General features: G+C 54.9%; 11 protein-coding genes. 10 read left to right on the top strand and 1 reads right to left on the bottom strand.

Features of this window, described 5'->3' with window-relative positions:
- Positions 1–329 precede the first annotated feature (329 nt).
- Positions 330–1,274: a glycosyltransferase family 2 protein gene (locus CUU80_RS08560; RefSeq protein ID WP_165775907.1), complete on the bottom strand. Its 945-nt coding sequence runs from the start codon at positions 1,272–1,274 to the stop codon at positions 330–332.
- 176 nt (positions 1,275–1,450) lie between these two features.
- On the opposite strand from CUU80_RS08560, the gene CUU80_RS08565 reads away from it, so the two are divergent.
- The 10 genes from CUU80_RS08565 to CUU80_RS08610 all read left to right on the top strand — a co-directional run bounded on the left by CUU80_RS08565 (position 1,451) and on the right by CUU80_RS08610 (position 18,378).
- Positions 1,451–3,586 (top strand): hypothetical protein, encoded by a 2,136-nt coding sequence (locus CUU80_RS08565; RefSeq protein ID WP_133119411.1) that lies wholly within the window; start codon positions 1,451–1,453, stop codon positions 3,584–3,586.
- Positions 3,587–3,656: 70 nt separating this feature from the next.
- Complete coding sequence (locus tag CUU80_RS08570) at positions 3,657–5,594, top strand: DUF6020 family protein (RefSeq protein WP_133119412.1); 1,938 nt, start codon at positions 3,657–3,659, stop codon at positions 5,592–5,594.
- Positions 5,595–5,634: 40 nt separating this feature from the next.
- Positions 5,635–7,095, top strand: a complete 1,461-nt coding sequence (locus CUU80_RS08575) for an MATE family efflux transporter (RefSeq protein ID WP_165775908.1) — start codon at positions 5,635–5,637, stop codon at positions 7,093–7,095.
- 164 nt (positions 7,096–7,259) lie between these two features.
- Entirely contained in the window at positions 7,260–8,258 is a 999-nt protein-coding gene (locus CUU80_RS08580; protein WP_100496896.1) for a glycosyltransferase family 2 protein, read from the top strand.
- 84 nt (positions 8,259–8,342) lie between these two features.
- A complete protein-coding gene (locus CUU80_RS08585; RefSeq protein WP_133119413.1) occupies positions 8,343–10,460 on the top strand; it encodes a DUF6020 family protein in 2,118 nt (705 codons plus the stop codon).
- Positions 10,461–10,577: 117 nt separating this feature from the next.
- Positions 10,578–12,455: a glycosyltransferase family protein gene (locus CUU80_RS08590; protein WP_100496898.1), complete on the top strand. Its 1,878-nt coding sequence runs from the start codon at positions 10,578–10,580 to the stop codon at positions 12,453–12,455.
- 243 nt (positions 12,456–12,698) lie between these two features.
- Positions 12,699–13,490, top strand: coding sequence for an ABC transporter permease (locus CUU80_RS08595; RefSeq protein WP_100496899.1), 792 nt, complete (start codon positions 12,699–12,701; stop codon positions 13,488–13,490).
- A complete protein-coding gene (locus CUU80_RS08600) occupies positions 13,490–14,866 on the top strand; it encodes an ABC transporter ATP-binding protein (RefSeq protein ID WP_100496900.1) in 1,377 nt (458 codons plus the stop codon). Before CUU80_RS08595 ends, CUU80_RS08600 begins: the two co-directional genes overlap by 1 nt.
- 101 nt (positions 14,867–14,967) lie before the next feature.
- The gene (locus tag CUU80_RS08605) at positions 14,968–16,965 is read left to right on the top strand and encodes a glycosyltransferase (RefSeq protein ID WP_100496901.1); all 1,998 of its coding nucleotides are present in this window, start codon (positions 14,968–14,970) and stop codon (positions 16,963–16,965) included.
- Positions 16,966–17,133: 168 nt separating this feature from the next.
- Positions 17,134–18,378, top strand: coding sequence for a nucleotide sugar dehydrogenase (locus CUU80_RS08610; protein WP_100496902.1), 1,245 nt, complete (start codon positions 17,134–17,136; stop codon positions 18,376–18,378).
- The last annotated feature ends 240 nt before the right edge of the window (positions 18,379–18,618 follow it).

The raw sequence follows: 18,618 nt of genomic DNA on the forward strand, positions 1-18,618 counted from the left end.
GATGAGGAGCGCTTGTCGGATGGTTATTGGCGTCAGCGTTGTGTTCGTGGTGATGTGTGGACGCGTAACGGTGCGGCTAAGAAGTATGTGATGCTATTGGCGTTGCGCGACGAATACTATCGTCTTGGTGGATTCTCCAAGAATGGTGGACCGACATCGGATGAATGGCATAGCGGTATGTGGTATCAGCGCTGCCAGCGGCATCTGCTGCAAGTGTCGTGATCCCGACATGATGAATTGATGGGCGGCCCTGCGTTCAGTTTCTTCGTTGAAGAACGAGCGCAGGGCCGCCCATCAATATGCGGGGCAAATGTGCAGGAATTCCCGTATTAGTGACGCTTCATATAAGCGAAGCGGTTGGCGTCCACGACAAATTCCTTGCGATTATTTTTGGCGATGACGTCAAGGATGATGCCGGTGGCGATAAGCAACAGTCCGGCGATAACCAGCATGGTGGCACCGATAAGGGTGGGGAAGCGTAGCACCACGCCGGTGTGCATGAATTCCATCGTGACCATGCCGCACAGTACGGCACCGATAATGCCGATTGCCAAGCCGATGCCGCCGAAGAACGGCAGAGGCTTGTATTCGCGTATCATGCGGAAGATGGTGCTCATCACCTTGATGCCGTCGCCCACGGTGTCCAGTTTGGAGACTGAACCAGCCGGTCGGTCGCGATACTGGATCGGCATCTCAAATAGGCGCAGGTTGTTGTTCAGCGAGTGAATCGTCATCTCGGTTTCGATCTCGAAGCCGCGGGAAAGCACGGGATACGTTTTGGCGAACGTGAAGCTGAAGGCGCGGTAGCCGGTCATGATGTCGGTGACGTGCGCATGGAATAGTCCGTTGATCGAATCTCGCACCAAACGGTTGCCGAAGTTATGGAACGGACGCTTGTTCTCTTGAAAGTACGTGGAGCTCAGACGGTCGCCGATGACCATGTCATAGCCCTCAAGCACCTTGGCGACCATGGCCGGAGCCGCGTCGGCGGGGTAGGTATCGTCGCCGTCCGCCATCACGTATACGTCTGCGTCGATATCCTCGAACATGGCTCGCACCACGTTGCCTTTGCCTTGACGAGGCTCCTTACGTACGATCGCGCCCTCAGCCGTAGCGATTTCGGCGGTGCGGTCGGTGGAGTTGTTGTCATACACGTAAATAATGGCATCCGGCAGCGCGGCTTTGAAGTCACGCACGACCTTGCCGATGGTCACTTCCTCGTTATAACAGGGAAGAAGCACGGCGATGGTTGGAGTCTCGATCTGTTCAGACATGCACACCACAATAAACGAGATGCTGGTCTTGTGTCCGGCATCCTGAGAACGTGCCACTGTCTGTGGCCCGAGGTAACCGCTATTATCGATTAGCATAAAGGCCGATCATGCACGGCATCGACTGTATTCGGTATGCCGTTCTGCGTCGTGGCTGTGAATATGAGTGGGAGAAGAATGTGAATTCGACGATTAAGCGGTGCGCCATCGCATTGATATTGTGCCTGTTCTGCGAGGTGTTTGTGTTCAACCTCGCTTTTTGGAGTTCGCGCGATTACGAGCCGATTCAGACTACGGTCAGCGTGGGCGAGGGGCTTGAGCAGATAGGCGATTTCACGTATCGGGTCACCGATGCCGATACCGCCACCCTTGATTTTCAGCGCGATGATATCCACGTCGATAATGTGCATATACCGCTTGTCAATGTCGATGCTCCACGTGCGCGTATGGAAGATCCGTCACACCCGGGTACGAAAACTGTAGGGACGGCCAGCGGCAATGGACTACTCAAAATCCGCATCGAGACCAACGATGCCGGGCATTCGGCTGCCAAATTGCTGCCTGAAACGAGTTTGAACGGCAAGGTGCCGCAATCGCAGTGGATTCGCATGCGCTTGGCGGGCCATTCCACTGCATTTGTCATTCACGTGACTTCTCCGGTGGGAACAGTGTTTCAGTTGAGTGGAGAACCGCAACTGAATGTGCCTAGGCCGTTCATGGTCAACCCCATTCGCATAGCCGCGTATCTGATCATCATATTCCTCGCTGCCACCGCACCACGACTGCGGAGGCATTGGTCTGCTACCACCGATCGAGAACGTGCACTCTATTGGATCGGCACCTCAGTGTTGGGCGTTCTCTTGGTGGGTGCAGTGACTCTTGTTACCCGACCTTGGGAATCGTTGCGTACGAGCACATGGCCACCGGACTTTGAGTACCAGTGGATCGCCCGCTCGATCGTATCCGGTCATACGTGGTTGGATTACCCTGTTTCCGATACGTTGCAGGCGATGGCCAACCCGTATGACAGTGACGCGCGTATCGCCGCCCATCAGCAAAGCGGCGAAACCTATCTTATCGATTTCGTATATTTCAACGGCCACTATTATTCCTATTTCGGTGTGTTGCCGTGCGTGCTGTTCTTCATCCCGTACCTGCTCTTGACCGGTAATGATCTGGCACCGTGGAAGGTCGTATTGCTGCTGGGAATTGTGCTGGCATTGCTGAGCGTCACCCTGGTGCGGTTGCTGTTCAAACGTTGGGGTGCCAATGTGCCGATGCCATTGCAAGCATTGGCTGGTCTTGCGGCGGTGTGCGCCGTTCAGCCCACCATGTACCTGTCTTTCATGTCGACAATCTACGCCGTTCCTATTGTGTCGGGACTGTCACTCATTATCGGAGCCATTTGCCTGTGGATGAAGGCTGCGTTGCTTGAGCGAGGAAAGTTGTATTGGGTGCTCATCGCTCTCGGCGGCATACTCATCGGGCTCAACGTGGGGTGCCGTCCGCCCATGTGTATCGCGGTGTTCCTCGCGCCGATTATTCTGTTCCGGGCGATTGATGGACAGGATCGTCGGTCCGGGAAGCGGAGCATAGGACGAACAGTTCGTATATGGCTGATCAACGCGTTCGCGGTGGCGCTACCTTCACTGTTGGCGGCGTTGCCGTTCCTATGGTGGAATAAGGTCCGATTCGGTAGTTATACGGAGTTCGGAGCGGCCTACCAGCTGACCGGGCATGATATGCGTGCGACCGTGGGCGGAATTGCGCGTTTCCCGTATGCGATCTGGCAGGGGCTGCTCTCTCCGGCGAATGTACGTGAATCTTTCCCGTTCCTGACTGTCGTGTCCGATACACCGTATTTCGCGGGCGACTATCAAGGCTTCTATGGTGTCGAGCCTCGCGCCGGTGGACTGTTGTTCTGGGCTCCTCTCGGATTCGTTGCGTTGGCGCTATTGGCGAAGCGTATCCGAAGGGCGGTTGACCGTGATGTGGTGGTTTTGGCCGTCGCATCATTGGCGATGGGTGTCGCGGTGCTGTTCATCGACGTGCTCGTGGCCACGCTTACCACGCGTTATCTCAGCGACTTCGGCTATTTGTTCGTTATCGGAGGTACGTTGTCGCTGATTGCTTGGGGTCGAAGTGAAGAGCAGTTCGATAATCGCATTGCGTACCGGGTCGGGGCGTTCCTATGTCTGCTTACACTGTTGCTGGCCATCGGGTCGGTATTCATGACGGGGCGTTATTCCCAGCTTATGGACACCAATCCTGAGATGTTTACGATGGCGAGAGTCGCGTTCTCTGTTTTCGCATAATGGCTGTATCCGGAGTCTGTTCTGTGGCGGTCGACGAGTCGACCGCCATCAATTCGAGAGTTGATCGTCGATGAGTGCGCATCATGTGTCCGATAATCCAGTGAATCCGGCTTGGATCGCAGGCGGGCCCTGCCCGATGCAACTCACGCTGGGCGAGACCGGTCTCATCCTGCGTCCGCCGACGGTAGCGCAGACATTGTTATGCGCGTTGGGTGCATTTGTGATTGCAATCGCCGATCGGGCGGCGGTGTATGCGTCCATCGGACCATTGGACGCCGCATTGTGGCTTCGTGCCGTCAAGTTATTCGCGGTGCTGTTGCTTTTTTGCCTGATCGGCGAACTGCTGGTTACACGTGGATTGTTGCACACGAATGACTCGGTTGGGCTGAACTCCAGAGATCCTGATGGCTCGTCGACCTCGCGTTCGTTGTCCCACCGCGCTCCGTCATGGTGGGCCCGCCGTAGTGCAGGTTTTCGCGGTTGTTGTCTTACGATATGCCTCGCCGGAGCGATGTTGTTATGCTGGTCGCCCTATATCAAATGGCTGTATCCCGGTCTGATGTGGTACGACACCGGCGATGAAATCGCACAGTTCTACGGTATTGCGGCACTGGGCCAGCCTGCCGGTGTGATTTCGGCGCATCATCCGGTTTTCGACACCATTGTGTTCGGCGGTTTTGCCAAAGCCGGTGAACTATGGTTCGGTGACTATCAAGCGGGACTTACGGTACTGGTACTGCTGCAAATGGTTGCCATGTGTATCGCACTGTCTGCTAGCGTGGTGTATGCGCGGCATGTCGGGGCTCCGTTCGGTAGCGTAATAACGCTGTTCGTATTCTATGCGTTCTTTCCGTTCCTGCCCATTTTCTTCATGTCATTGGTCAAAGACAGCCTGCATGCTGTGTTCTTTGTGCCATGGCTGTTGATGTATATCGAAACCTGCCGCCAGCGACTGCGCTCTCTGCGCTCGATATGGTTCACTGTGGGTTTTGTGGCGTTGTCTGTACTTTCCGCCCTCACCACTATGACCGGTTTCTACATCACCGCATTGTCGTTGCTGGGATTGGTGTTCGTGGGGCGTGAGACTGAAAATGGCGGAACGTCGTCGCAACGGAAACCGGTAGCGATGACGGTATTACGTGGGGTTGCGGCCACTGTGGCAGTAGTCGTTATTCTGCTGGTGCATACGGTGTTCCCCGCCGTCACCGGCAAGATATGGAACATTCACCACGAAGATCAGAATCAGATTCTTGTGGTGCCCATGCAGATGACCGCGCGTTATGTGCTTGACCATCCAGGCGATGTGACGGATGAGGAACGCCATATCATCGATACTCTCAACAATGTGCCTGTGGAACAGATGAAGGAAGTGCAGAATCCGTATCTTGCCGATCCGGTCATGCATCTTTCACTCAAGGATCCGTCTTATATCGGCCAATACGTGTCGGTATGGCTGAAGCAAGGCGTGCGCCATCCAGATAGCTATATCAATGCTTTCGTCTCGTTGGAATCAGGATGGTTTTCGCTCCAACGCACAGCGCATAAAGAAACAGGGCCGTTGCCATTAGATGTGCTCCGTGCTGACTCTCGTAGCATCCCTAATCAAGTGTTGATTCAGGGTGATAATGCAATCAGTCCTTCGTTTGCCCAGATGCCTCAGTACCGAGGAAACGAATCAGGGCAGGCAACTGTGAGGCGCATCTGGCAGTCCGTGTCATCGACGCGTGTGCTGAGACTGTTGACCTACACGGCTGTCTGGTCGTTCATCCTGCCTTTGTTCCTGCTGTTCTGTGCGATTCGAGGAAGAGGAAGGGATATCGGAGAGCGCCTGATGATCGGGGCACCGCTGATCTGGTCATTGCTGTCGCTGCTGCCCAATGCGATTTCCATACCGTTAAAGCCCACCGCATCTCGATACATCGTATGGTCGTTGTATGTTGTGCCGTTGTATGTCGCTTTGCTGCGCGCCGATGGCGTTCGTTCCCCTGCTGCCAAGCATCGGGAGTGACGCTGTTGCGTCCTGTTGAATATGGATGGAGAAGATAGGTATGCGTAAAGGCCTAGTTCTGAACCTGATCAGCAACCTGATGTTCTTCATCAGCGGATACCTGATTCACTACTATCTCGGTGGTCACACATCCGCAGCGGCATATGGCGTGGTTGGCACCATCATCACCGTGCTGGATTTCGAATACATGTTCACCAGCAATGGCGCCCGTCAGTCGCTGGCTCGCAACATTTCCTCCGGCAAGTTCAATGTGGTGGATGTCATCGTCAAAACATTCGCTTTCCAGGCGATTATCGTGGCGGTGTTCTTTGCCATCAATTTCTTTGGCGCGCCTGTTTTCGGCATGATCTTCAACGATTCATCGCTTGATTTCTACTTTAAGCTTGCCGCGTTCCTGCCGATCTCCAACGGCTTGTATGTGATGATGCTCGGCATCAACGACGGTTTGCAGCGTTTCCAATACAGCGCTTTCCTCGCCACGTTCTATCCCATTGTCAAACTTGGCGTTATCCCGCTGATCATTTTCGTGTTCCCACATGACCCGGTCATGGGCGTGGAGGTCGGTTACTTCTCGGCCATGATGATCACCATCGTGCTGGGATTGGCGTTGTTGGTGCCAATCTGGCCGAAGCTGCGCGTGAGCGGCACCAACCGTATTGGATTCGGCGAGGTCTCACACGGCGTGCTGTCGTTCTCGTTCTTCTTCATCATGGCTTCGCTGGTGCTCAGCGCCGATACGCTCGTGGTGAAATCCGTGGTTGAACCGGATTCAATGGCTGGCTATTACACCGGTGCCATGAACTTTGGTAAGACCACGTATTATCTGCTGCAGGCGTTCGCCGTGATCATCCTGCCGGTCGTTTCTGGTCTGATCACCAACGGCAAGGCGGAAGAGGCCAGCCGCAAAGCTCAGTCGCTGGTACTGGTGGCGTTTGGATTCATCTTCCCGATGGCTGTGGTGATCTCCGCAACCAGCCGTGACCTGCTCTCCACCTTCTATAAACCTGCGTTCACTGTTGCGGCTCCGGCGCTTTCCTGTCTCGCATTGTCGAGCTTCTTTATGGGCATGACCGTAATCTTCAATATGGTGCTCAACGCGGAGAAGGACACCCGTTTTTCCGATATTCTATCCATCGTTTCGCTGGCACTGGTCATTCCTATTTTTGTGGTGAGTGCGAAATTCGGCGGCATCACCGCTATCGCCGCGGCCAGCATGGTGAGCACGTTCATTGTCATGACGCTCTCATATCTGGAGGTGCGCCGCCGCATGATGAATCTGATGACCGTCCGTACATGGAAGGTCATTGGCATCAATGTGGGTGTTTGGGTAGCGCTGTTTGCCATATCGCACGTGATGACGGTAGAGAATTTCCTGATTCTTGCCGCGCTGTATGTAGTGATTTACGCGGTGTATGTCGGCCTGCTGTTCGCGGCTAAGGTGGTGGATATCGATCTGTTGAAGTCCTTGAAAAAGCCGAAGGATCAGGCTGCATCGCAATGAGCATGAAGCCGGGCGTGAACGTGTCTGCAGCGTGTTTTGAACATATGAGGATGTGCGATTCAAGGTGATATGTGCATCAGGTGCCTGTCATAACTATGTCCATCGGCTACATACATAATAGAAAGTTAGCGGCAAGAAAAAGCGAACAAGAAAGACATTATTTCATGCGGTTGTTCATCCAGATTCCCTGTCTCAATGAAGAGAAGACCCTTCCTCTGGTCATGGAAAAGATGCCCAAGTCGATTCCTGGCATCGACGAGATAGAAGTCATGATCATCGATGATGGGTGCACTGACCGTACGGTTGAAGTGGCAAAGAGCCTTGGCATCAAGCATGTGGTTACGCATACCGGCACGATGGGACTTGCCCGTGCCTTCCGCGATGGTGTGGACTATGCGTTGAAGCATGGTGCCGATATCGTGGTCAACACCGATGGTGATAACCAGTATCCGAGCGACAAGATCGGCGATCTGGTGCAACCTATTCTCGCCGGCAAAGCCGATATCGTAGTAGGCGACCGTCAGACTTCCAAGATTGCCGAGTTCAGCGCATTTAAGAAGATGATGCAGCACTTCGGCTCCTGGGTGGTCAACAAAGCGGCCGGCACTCATATCCCGGATGCGGCCAGCGGCTTCCGTGCCTATTCAAAGAAGGCGCTGCTCCAGCTCAATATCGTCACGGAATTCAGCTACTGCATGGAGACTATTATCCAGGCGGGCAACAAGCGCATCGCCATCACCTCCGTGCCGATTACCACGAACAAGAAGACGCGTGAATCGCGCCTGTTCCATAATATCTTCGAGCACATGGGCAAGTCCGCTGGTGCGATTATCCGCTGCTTCCTCATGTTCCGCGCACACTCGGTGTTCAAGTGGTCGTCCGTCATCTCCGCGATTCTGGCGCTCGCGATTTTCGTGCGTTATCTGATGTTCTTCTTTGCTGGTCAAGGCCATGGGCATATTCAGTCGCTGTTGGTCGGTGCCATGCTGTTTATCTGGATGGTGCTGTCGCTGTCGTTGCTCATCATCTCTGAACTGCTGCGTATTCATCGTCGTCTGGTTGAGGACCAGTTGGAGCGCACCAAAGAAATTGAATACAGTCCAGCTACGCGCAAGCTGTGGGCTGATGCTGAACAGGACGAGTTGCCTTCCCGCCATGCATGATGGTGCGCGATAGCGGTCAATTCCTATCAAGATCCTTGTCAATACGGCAATGCTGAATACGAATAGCGACGGAGAATTCATACGATGACAAGTACCGATAGCACTCGGCATGGTTGGGAGCGCTTTCAGATTCCGATCGCGGTTGTAGTAGGCGTTATTGCGACCGTGGCATTTCCTGCCACGTACAGTGATCCCACTGTTTTTTCCCGTACTTGGCAAGACGTATTTGCCGACATATTCGGCAATATCGGGGCTCAAGGAGCGGCCGGTACCGCAGCTTCTTGTGTGGCCTTGATTGGATGGGCTCTGATATCGATATCCCGGTTCGGGGAACTGGGGAGAACCGGAAGAATCACGGCGTGTGTTATTGGCGCTTTGGTGGCATTAAGCGTTGTGTTGCCTCCATACGGGGTTGGCCCAGCTGGAACCTACACCGCAGATAATTCCATACCAGTGTTGGTGAGCGATATAGGATACACTCCTGCTGCGGTAGCTCCCGCCGATGCCACTGGTCAGTACTACTGGTATCTCGTGTTGCGTTGGGTTGGCATTGCGCCTGTATGTGTGTTGTCTGCAGCGGTTGTACTCTGGCTCGGTCTGCGATTTGCCGGTGACGCCACCACGATGAGCTCGAACGTGGAAACTTCGGAACGAGTGTTTTCCGATGCGTTTATGAATCGTATTCGCAGTGTAGGAGACAGCTTCCGACCTGTCGTACGATTTGGTCGATGGCTGTTTTCGCGGCTTTCGCTTGCCCGCTGTGCGATTATGGCTGTGGTGATGCTCATCCCCTGGTCTATCTGGCTATGGCTGATGTCCCCGTCGAACATCGCCGCGGATACGGTGGCTCAGATTATGTGGTATCGCACTGGAGAGGCGTGGGACCCCGCCAGAAGAGTGATGCTGCCAGGGTATGCTATGAGCGACCACCATCCTTGGTTGGAGACTCTCCTTTACGGCTTTTTTGATGAGCTCGGTGTATCTATCGGCAATGAGGGCTTGGGATTGAGCCTATTGGCATTGCTGCAGGCTGTGATGCTGGCAATGGCTTTCAGCGTAATGCTGGGCTATTTTGGCGGGCATCTGGGGATGAGCTGGAAATTCTGCTTGGCGGCATTGTTGTTCCTTAGCTTGAATCCTGTGTTCGGCCGTCTGCCCGCCTCTGTTGTCAAGGATATTACGGCGATGCCGTTCATCATCGTGTGGATGGTGCTGTTTGTCGAGTACATGCGGCGTATACGTTCCAATCGAAAAATTGGTGTTGGTTTGGTCGCGTTGATGATTGTGTTCGCAGTACTGTGCGCGGAAACCAGAAAAATCAATGTGTATGTGATTCTGGTCGTCATGATGCTGGTGCTGGTCTTCTTCCGGAAACGATTGCTGACCGTACTGATTATTGCGGTGACACTCGGCTCCGTGATGGGTATTAACTCCTATGCATTTTCTGCTCTTCATATCGCTAAAGGTGGCAGGCAAGAAATGCTTGCCATCCCGTTGCAGCAGTCCTTCACTGTGCTGAATAAATATGGCGATTCCATGGACGCGCAGCACAAGAAGGCTATTGAGACCATTATCGTGTGCGACCCACAGCAGATCATTGATGCTGGTTACGATTGGACAAACGCAAATCCAGTCAAGGACCGTGATTGCTTCAACAAAGACGCCACCAGCAAGGAATTAGCTGACTTCATGGTGGTCTGGGTCAAGGAAGGGCTTGCCCATCCCGTAGATTACCTCAATTCGGTGAGCTGGCTCGGTGATTATTTCAAGCTTGGTCCTGTATATGATGAAGGTTTCTACGTGCGTCGAGGCTGGGAAGAGTTCGGTACGGCTCAGACCATTCTTCCAGAGTATGTCGATGGTGCGGAACCGAATCAGGGTCAAGGAATAGCGAAGTCGTTGTATACGGCTGCGTCGAAGACTCCGGTACTGGGGCTGCTGATGAGCGAGGCCACGTATACGGTGTGCATCCCGTTGCTCAGTATTGGCCTATGCGTGGTGCTGCGCCGAGCGAAGAATCTGATTTATTCGTCCCCGCTGCTGATTTCATTGGCGACTGTTTTTGTCACACCGCGGCACAATGCACGATACTCGTACGTATTGCTGTTCTGCTCGCTGCTGTGGCTGGTGGTGCCGATTATTACAACGGATACAACCGAGCAATGTTCGGATGAGTCCCATGATGAGACTCATCATGAATGAGTAACTTCCGAGAACTTCTGGTTGAGAGAGTGTGCGCCGTCGTTCGGCAAACGGCCATATCGTCGGCAGAGGGTATCATGATTGCGATTGCTGTACGTTCGAACCGTTAGGTAATACATGTCCACGTTGAAATTTGCGAATATTCTCTTGGAACGAAACCCGCGCTCGCTGAGCTATCCTTCCCTGTATTGCAAGGCAGAGGGCCCGGTTATCGAGAATGAAGCTGCGGCGGATGGTTCTTGGCTGCTCAGCACCAAGGGCGAATACGATTTCTCGACGTATTTCAATTCCCTGTCTGTGCAGAAGCTGCTGAAATACACGACTGCTACGAAGTTCTACCTGCATTTGGAGCTCAAGGGTGCTGCTGCTCATGTGCTGCAGACCAAGGGTGGCGTGTTCTCGGCGCACCCGGAGCCGGTCAAGTCTGTGACCGCCGATCTGACGGCTTCCGATGATTGGCAGAATGTAGATCTCGAACTTGCTGTGGATGATGAGACTGTGCTGGTGGGCTTCACCATCGCCACCGAGGGCCAGGTCGCCATTCGCAACAGCTACTATTCGGTGGAATACAGTGGTGACCTCAACCCGGTTGAATTCGTGCTCTCCACCACCACGTTCAAGAAAGAAAGCTTCATCGAGAACAACATTCGTCTGGTCAAGGATCAGATTCTCGGCTCCGGTGAAGAGATCGCTGATCACTTCAATATGTATGTGATCGACAACGGCCGTACGCTGGATGTTGACAAGCTGAGCGACGAACACGTGCATGTTCGCCCCAATCAGAACGTGGGCGGTGCCGGCGGCTTCACCCGTGGCATGATCGAAGCCATGGAGCAGGCGCCGGAAGCGACCAACATCCTGCTGATGGACGATGATGTGGCCGTCTCCCCGGAGAGCATCAAGCGCACCTACAACTTGTTGCGTCTGCTCAAGCCCGAATACAAGGACGCGATGATCAGCGGTGCCATGCTCAACTATGAGATCGGCGAGGACCAGTGGGAAGACACCGGCTATATGACCCCGAAGGGTGCGTTCGCCCCGGCCAAGCCTCCGCTGCGTCTGACCAAGTTCGATGACATCGTCTACAACGAGACCTTCCGTCTGCCTAAGACGATCAATCCCGACCAGCGTTATGCCGCATGGTGGTATTGCTGCATCCCGATCCAAGTGATCAAGGAGAACGGCCTACCGCTGCCGGTGTTCGTGCGTTGCGATGACGCCGAATATGGTGTGCGTTGTGGCAAGGAACTCATCACCATGAACGGCCTGTGCATCTGGCATATGTCGTTCCACGTGCGTTACAACGCTGCCGTGGAGCGCTACCAGACCACCCGTAACACGATGATCGCCCAATGCACTACCGGCTTCGCGTTGCACTCTGATTTCATGTACGAGCTGCATAACAACATCCGTCTTGAGCTCAAGAAGTTCGGCTACTCGAACGCTGAGCTGTGTTTGGACGCCTTCGAGGACTTCCTGAAGGGACCGAAGTTCATCTCCCAGAAGGGCGCTGCAGAAAAGGCCTTCATGCAGGCAAACAAGAACAAAGAGAAGATGTTCTCGTTCGCCGAAGTGCAGCAGCAGGCCAAGGATTTGGGCCTTGACGGCTTCGATCTGCGCGATATCGATCGTCAGCTGGTGGACGGCGACAAGCCGCGCACGCTGGTGCAGCGTCTGGAAGACTACGCCACGAATAACGGCCAGCGCTTCCTCAAGAACGAGGGCAAGGGCTACGCGGTCATCCCTGTGCTTGGCTGGACATATCCCGCTGGCGCCATTCATGGCAAGAAGTACCTGATTGTTATTGACTGGTACAACAAGAAGGGTGCCATCCGCGTCAAGGATGCGAAGCGTTACGCCGCCATTACGAAGCGCTATGAGCGTGACCTCAAGTACTACAAGAAGAACGTCGAACGTCTGCGCAAGGAGTATTCCGATGCACGCGCCGAACTGACTTCAATCGAGTACTGGAAGCGTTATCTGGACATGGACTGACGTCCAGTCCCGGCATAAGGAGACGGAGGCCGCACTTGGACAAGGCTTCCGTCTTCTTTTGTTTTTCTGTGGTCAGCTGACATACCGGTATATTTAAAGACTAAAGAACGGATACGCGCCGTTTCGTGAGGTGGCGATGTCGCCCATGTGCGCAGACGGTGCAAGCATGATATCGACCGACTGATAGGATGTAGCGCCGTGAATACAGTGAAGAGACGAATACAGGACAGATATCGTTATGCGATGGTCGTCCTACGCGGACTGGTAAAAACCGACTTCAAACTCCGTTACCAAGGCTCGTTCCTCGGTGTTGCATGGTCGGTGCTCAAGCCATTGATGCTATTCGCTGTCATGTACGTGGTGTTTGCCAAATTCCTGCGTATGTCCGACGGCACGCCCACGTATCCGGTGGTGCTGTTGCTTGGTATCTGCTCATGGAACTTCGTGGCTGAGGCCACCTCGATTGGATTGCGATCCATCGTTGATCGTGGCGATCTTTTGCGCAAGATTCACTTCCCCAACTATATCGTCGTCGTCTCCGCCACCATGGGCTCCATGATTAGTTTGGGCATCAATTATGTGGTGGTGCTCATCTTCGCCCTCTTCAACCGTGTGCACTTTACTTGGCGTGTGATTCTCGTGCCGTTCAGTGTGCTGCAGTTGTGGATTCTCGCGTTGGCGCTCGCCCTCATCTTTAGCACCATGTACGCCTACTTCCGCGACATCGCCCACATCTGGGAAGTCCTCCAGCAGATGATTTTCTACGGCATGCCGATTATCTACCCGCTCAGCTATGTGACTGACAAGGGCGGCATCTATGCCAAGCTGGCACGACTTGAGCTGCTGAACCCGATTGCACAGTCCATTCAGGACATCCGTCACAACTTCATCGCCCCGGAGACGCAGCCTACCGTGTGGAATCAGTTCGGCTCCTGGTGGGTGCCGTTGATTCCGTTGGGACTGACCGTGGCACTCATCTGGATAGGCGTGCACGTATTCCGCCAGAACAGCAGGAAATTCGCGGAGGTCATGTGATGAGCGAACAGACGAACCAGACGGCCGCATCCATCGTGGATCCGCGCCTCGCCAAGCATGAGTCGGGCGAACTGGCGTATACGGCTGCGCCCGTGGTGCTCAAGGTCGATCATGTGAACAAGTACTTCAAGCTGCCCACTGAGCAGGCCACCGGCCTCAAGCAGGCGTTCATCAACTGGACCAAGGGCATCAAGGGCTATAAGAAGCAGGAAGTGCTCAAGGACATCTCCTTCGAGGTTCATCAGGGCGAATTCTTCGGCATTGTGGGCCGTAACGGCGGCGGCAAATCCACCCTGCTCAAAATCATCTCCCAGATCTACTACCCGAACAAGGGCAGCGTATCCGTCACCGGCAAGCTGGTGCCGTTCATCGAGCTCGGCGTCGGCTTCAACCCGGAGTTGACCGGCCGTGAGAATGTGTATCTCAACGGCTGTCTGCTCGGCTTCACCCATGACGAAATCGACGCGATGTACGACGACATCGTTTCGTTCGCTGAGCTTGAAGAGTTCATGGATCAGAAGCTCAAGAACTACTCTTCCGGCATGCAGGTGCGTCTTGCGTTCTCGGTGGCCATCAAGGCACAGGGCGACATCCTCGTGCTCGACGAGGTGCTTGCCGTGGGTGATGAAGCGTTCCAGCGCAAGTGTGACAACTTCTTCCGTGAGGTGAGCAAAGACCCCACCAAGACCGTTATTCTGGTCACGCATGATATGGGATCGGTGAAGAAATACTGCACCCGCGCCATGATGATCAAGGACGGCGAAGTGGCGGTGATAGGCGACAAGGAGTCCGTGGCCGACCAGTACACCTTGGTGAACCTTGAAGCGGAGAAGAAGGACAACGAACGCAAAGCCAAGGAAGCCGTAGCCAAGGGCGAATATCCTGAAGGCCTTAACGAGCGTTGCCCGCTGCTGCGCACCTACGCCGTCTCCAAGCCGATACTCACCAGCGATGACGTATTCGAATTCGCCGTGGAATATCAGTATGACGAGCCGGGCGATTTCTACCTCGCCATCTCGATGAACGACATCCGTCGAGGCGGCATCACGTACGACACCGGAGCCAAGGTGTTCAAGATGAAGCAGCATGGGCATCACACGGTGCGGTTCCAAGTGCCGCTCACACTGTTCAACAGTGGTGAATTCAAGCTGTTCACCTCATTGCGTACGCCGAGCTCCACCAATCCCGATTTCACGGATATGGTGGCCGTGGCCACGGGCGACAATGCCTGCAGTTTCGTGATTCGCAACGACAAGGGCGATCCATACGCGTTGCTCAACCATGACTATATCCGCATCACGCCTGCCGATGGCGAGCAGAATGTGGAGATGCAGACCTTCTCCGACTCGTTCAGCGACAAGTTCCACAAAGAGTAGCTTGGACTTGCCGCGTATAGTATCGGAGCCGTAGTTGCCGGCGCGAGTGCTGAGCGAATCCGCTCATGGTAGTTGGTAAGTATTGACCGTAAGGTGTTCTCATGTCTAAGTCACAGCAAGAGACGATCTGGCGCGTGGTGTTTCCCTCGGGAGATGTCGGATTAGACGAATCGTTCCGTATAGCCGCCGCTCCTATCTATGGGAGCGGACGTGCTGGTGGTTCAGCAGTTACCAACGAGATTCTCCACTCGTGGGTGAAGGATCGCACTGCTCTGGAGGTTCCGGCGGGTCATGTCTACTCGACCGGCAGCTATTACAATGCGTTCCCGGCCGCGTATTGGGCGCAATGGACGAACGTGCAAAACGTGACGTTGCGGATGCAGGTCAGCGGAGAAGCCGTGATCACCGTGCATCGTTCGGACAGCCGCGCGCAGGATCACGTCGTTTCGACAGTGGCGGTGACGCCGGAATCGTCGCCGGACACCGTTGAGGTTGCTGTACCGATCAGCGGTATGCATGAAGGCGGATGGCTGTGGTTCGAGGTTGCGGCGGTCGGCTCGGCCCCGGTCGTGCTGTCCGATGCCGTGTGGCTCGCCGACGTGCCGGCGAACCGCAATCTCACTGCATCGCTGGCAATCACCACGATGAACAAGCCCGAATGGTGCGTCCGTCAGTTCAACCTGCTTGCCAACATGGCGGATATGAACCTGATCGATGCCATCTACGTTGTGGATCAGGGCACCAAGCTGGTTACCGAGCAGGACGGTTACACCGAGGTCAAGGCGCGGCTTGGCGACAAGCTGCGTGTCATCCGTCAAGGCAATATCGGCGGTTCCGGCGGTTTCGCACGCGGTATGTATGAGGTCGAACAGCACAACGAAAGCGGTTACGCCTTGCTGCTGGACGACGACACGGTGCTTGAACCGGAATCTATCTCACGTGCCATCGCGTTCGCCAACCATTGTGCGAAGCCTACGCTGGTCGGCGGCAACATGCTGTTCTTGAGCGAACCGACTCGCCTGTGCGCCTTGGCCGAGGTGTTCAACCGCAAACGTGTGTTCTGGACCACGGCTGAAGGCACGCCGAAATTCGATGATCTGGCCGCCCGCCCGTTCTTGGAGACGCGCTACCTGCATAAGCGTACGGACGCCGACTACAACGCATGGTGGATGTGCCTGATCCCAGTCGAGACGATTCGCAGGATCGGACTGTCCTATCCGTTCTTCATCAAGAATGATGACGTCGAATACGGTGTACGTGCGCAACAGGCCGGCTACCGAACCGTCACCGTACCCGGCGTATGCCTGTGGCATCAATCCTTTGTGGACAAGGACGACATTCTTGACTGGCAAGCGTACTTCCACGTACGCAACAAACTCATCATGGGTCTGCTGTATTCCCGACTGCCGTGGGGCGGCGACCTGTTCCGTGAAATGATGCGCGCCTCCATGTCAGCCGCCGTGAAGATGCGCTACTCGGCGGTCACCTTGCATCAAATGGCGGTCAGTGATGTATTGCAGGGGGCTGAGCACATCGGCAGCATCCTCGAAACCCGGTTGCCGGAGATTCGCGCGGCGCGTGCCGCTGAAGACGACACGCATACGGTGCCGTTCGATGAACTTCCGGACGAGCTTCTGGTCAAGAGCCGTGCTGAAGCGGAAAGCGCGGCGTCGAGCGGTGTCAAGGCGCTGCTCAATCAATTGCGTCCGCCGCGCCGCAATATGCACACCGTGATCGATGGTTACGTTGAACCCCAGCATGCATATTGGTATGCCGATGATGCCGAAGCAGGGCATGTGATTTCGCGACATGCTCCCGATGTCGAGCACGCGCTCGACGGGCTGGACATGGTCGCCAAGAACGCCAGCGAACATTGGCAGGTTATGGCGCGTATGGATTCCGCGGTGTTCGTCAATAAAGAAGCCAACACCGGCATACTGTTGTGGCGTCGGCCGCTTACCGCGTTCACGCGACTGGCCAAAGTCAGCGTGTTGTACGCTCGTCTCGCCTTCAACTGGCGTAAGTACCAGTCGGCGTATCGCAAGGAATTCGCCACGCTCGTCTCACCTTCGTGGTGGGAGCGGTATTTCCGCGGATGATTCGGATGATTCCGGTTCGGTGCTTTCCGTGACCCCGATATGCGGCTGATGTGCGTTTGATATTCGGCCCGCATGTCGGGGTCAAGCCGTTGAACGAGTCATCGTTGGTTTGGTAACGTGACTATATTGATACAGGTTAATTGAATTCTTGATGAAGGGAATGCGTCGATGAAGATTGCAGTTGCCGGAACAGGCTATGTCGGCCTATCCGTCGCACTGTTGCTCAGCCAGCATAATGAAGTGCACGCGTTGGATATTGTGCCGGAAAAAGTAGCGATGCTCAGCCAAGGCAAAAGCCCGATTGTGGATAAGGAGATCACCGCATTCCTTGAGGGTAATGCGTCCGGGGAGCGCCCGTTGAATTTCCATGCCACGCTGGATCCGGCACAGGCATACACGGGCGCTGATTTTGCGATTGTCGCAACGCCCACCAACTATGACGAGCGACGCAATTACTTCGACACCTCCAGCGTGGAGGCCGCCATCGCGGCGGTGCGTGAGCATGCGCCGGAAGCATGGATCGTCATCAAATCGACGATTCCGGTGGGGTACACCAGCCAGCTGCGTCAACGTTTGCACGATCATCGTATTCTCTTCAGCCCTGAGTTCCTGCGTGAAGGACGGGCGCTGTGGGACAATCTGCATCCGAGCCGTATCGTGGCGGGCGCTCCGCAGGATGATGAGGAAGCCGTACAGGCGGCCCGCAAGTTCGTGAGCCTGCTCGCCGACGGTGCCGATCCGCGGGAGAAAGACCGTGAGAATGCGGATGGCACCCGCGGCATTCCGGAATTGGTGGTGGGAACCACGGAGGCCGAGGCCATCAAGCTGTTTGCCAATACGTATCTGGCGCTGCGCGTCGCGTATTTCAACGAGTTGGATACCTATGCCGAAGCGCGCGGGCTCGACGCCCGTGCCATCATCAACGGCGTATGTCTGGATCCGCGCATCGGACCGGGATACAACAACCCGTCGTTCGGGTATGGCGGATATTGCCTGCCGAAGGACACCAAGCAGCTGCTCGCGAACTACGCTTCCGTGCCGCAGAACCTCATCGAGGCGATCGTGGACGCCAACCGGACCCGTAAGGATTTCGTGGCTGATGAGATTATCGAACGAGTGCGCGGTGTCGAAGAACCGACGGTGGGTATTTATCGTCTGACGATGAAGTCCGGATCCGACAACTTCCGCCAGTCCGCTATTCAGGATGTGATGAAGCGGTTGCGTGGAGAGGGCCTCAATGTGTTGATTTATGAGCCCACATGGAACCAACCGGAATTCCTCGGCAACGCCGTGACGCATGATTTGGCTGCGTTCAAGAATGTTGCGGATGTAATTGTGGCAAATCGGTGGAATGATGATTTGGCCGATGTGTCTGAGAAGGTGTTCACTCGCGATTTGTTCAAGCGGGATTAAGGACGCATTCGCAGGATTCGGTTGTGCGCTTTGGGGCTGATAAACGCACATCGGTCTTGTTCGGTAATATAGGACGAAATGATGCGTGTGGATGGCCTTGTCGCTTCATCACCTCGCAATACTTGTTCTTACAAGGAAGGTATATAACATGGCGGAAAACACGTACCCTGATTTGGTGGTTGTTGGTGCGGGTCTGTTTGGTTTGACGGTGGCGCAGCAGGCGGTGGAGCATGCGGGCGC

Origin of the sequence: Bifidobacterium scaligerum (assembly GCF_002802865.1) — a bacterium.
In the GTDB taxonomy this organism is placed as follows: Bacteria; Actinomycetota; Actinomycetes; order Actinomycetales; family Bifidobacteriaceae; genus Bifidobacterium; species Bifidobacterium scaligerum.

Coding starts and splice junctions, on each gene's coding strand:
- CUU80_RS08590 (WP_100496898.1), top strand. CDS start 10,578: ATGTCCACGTTGAAATTTGCGAATATTCTCTTGGAACGAAACCCGCGC.
- CUU80_RS08570 (WP_133119412.1), top strand. CDS start 3,657: ATGAGTGCGCATCATGTGTCCGATAATCCAGTGAATCCGGCTTGGATC.
- CUU80_RS08585 (WP_133119413.1), top strand. CDS start 8,343: ATGACAAGTACCGATAGCACTCGGCATGGTTGGGAGCGCTTTCAGATT.
- CUU80_RS08580 (WP_100496896.1), top strand. CDS start 7,260: ATGCGGTTGTTCATCCAGATTCCCTGTCTCAATGAAGAGAAGACCCTT.
- CUU80_RS08560 (WP_165775907.1), bottom strand. CDS start 1,274: ATGTCTGAACAGATCGAGACTCCAACCATCGCCGTGCTTCTTCCCTGT.
- CUU80_RS08605 (WP_100496901.1), top strand. CDS start 14,968: ATGTCTAAGTCACAGCAAGAGACGATCTGGCGCGTGGTGTTTCCCTCG.
- CUU80_RS08610 (WP_100496902.1), top strand. CDS start 17,134: ATGAAGATTGCAGTTGCCGGAACAGGCTATGTCGGCCTATCCGTCGCA.
- CUU80_RS08600 (WP_100496900.1), top strand. CDS start 13,490: ATGAGCGAACAGACGAACCAGACGGCCGCATCCATCGTGGATCCGCGC.
- CUU80_RS08575 (WP_165775908.1), top strand. CDS start 5,635: ATGCGTAAAGGCCTAGTTCTGAACCTGATCAGCAACCTGATGTTCTTC.
- CUU80_RS08595 (WP_100496899.1), top strand. CDS start 12,699: ATGGTCGTCCTACGCGGACTGGTAAAAACCGACTTCAAACTCCGTTAC.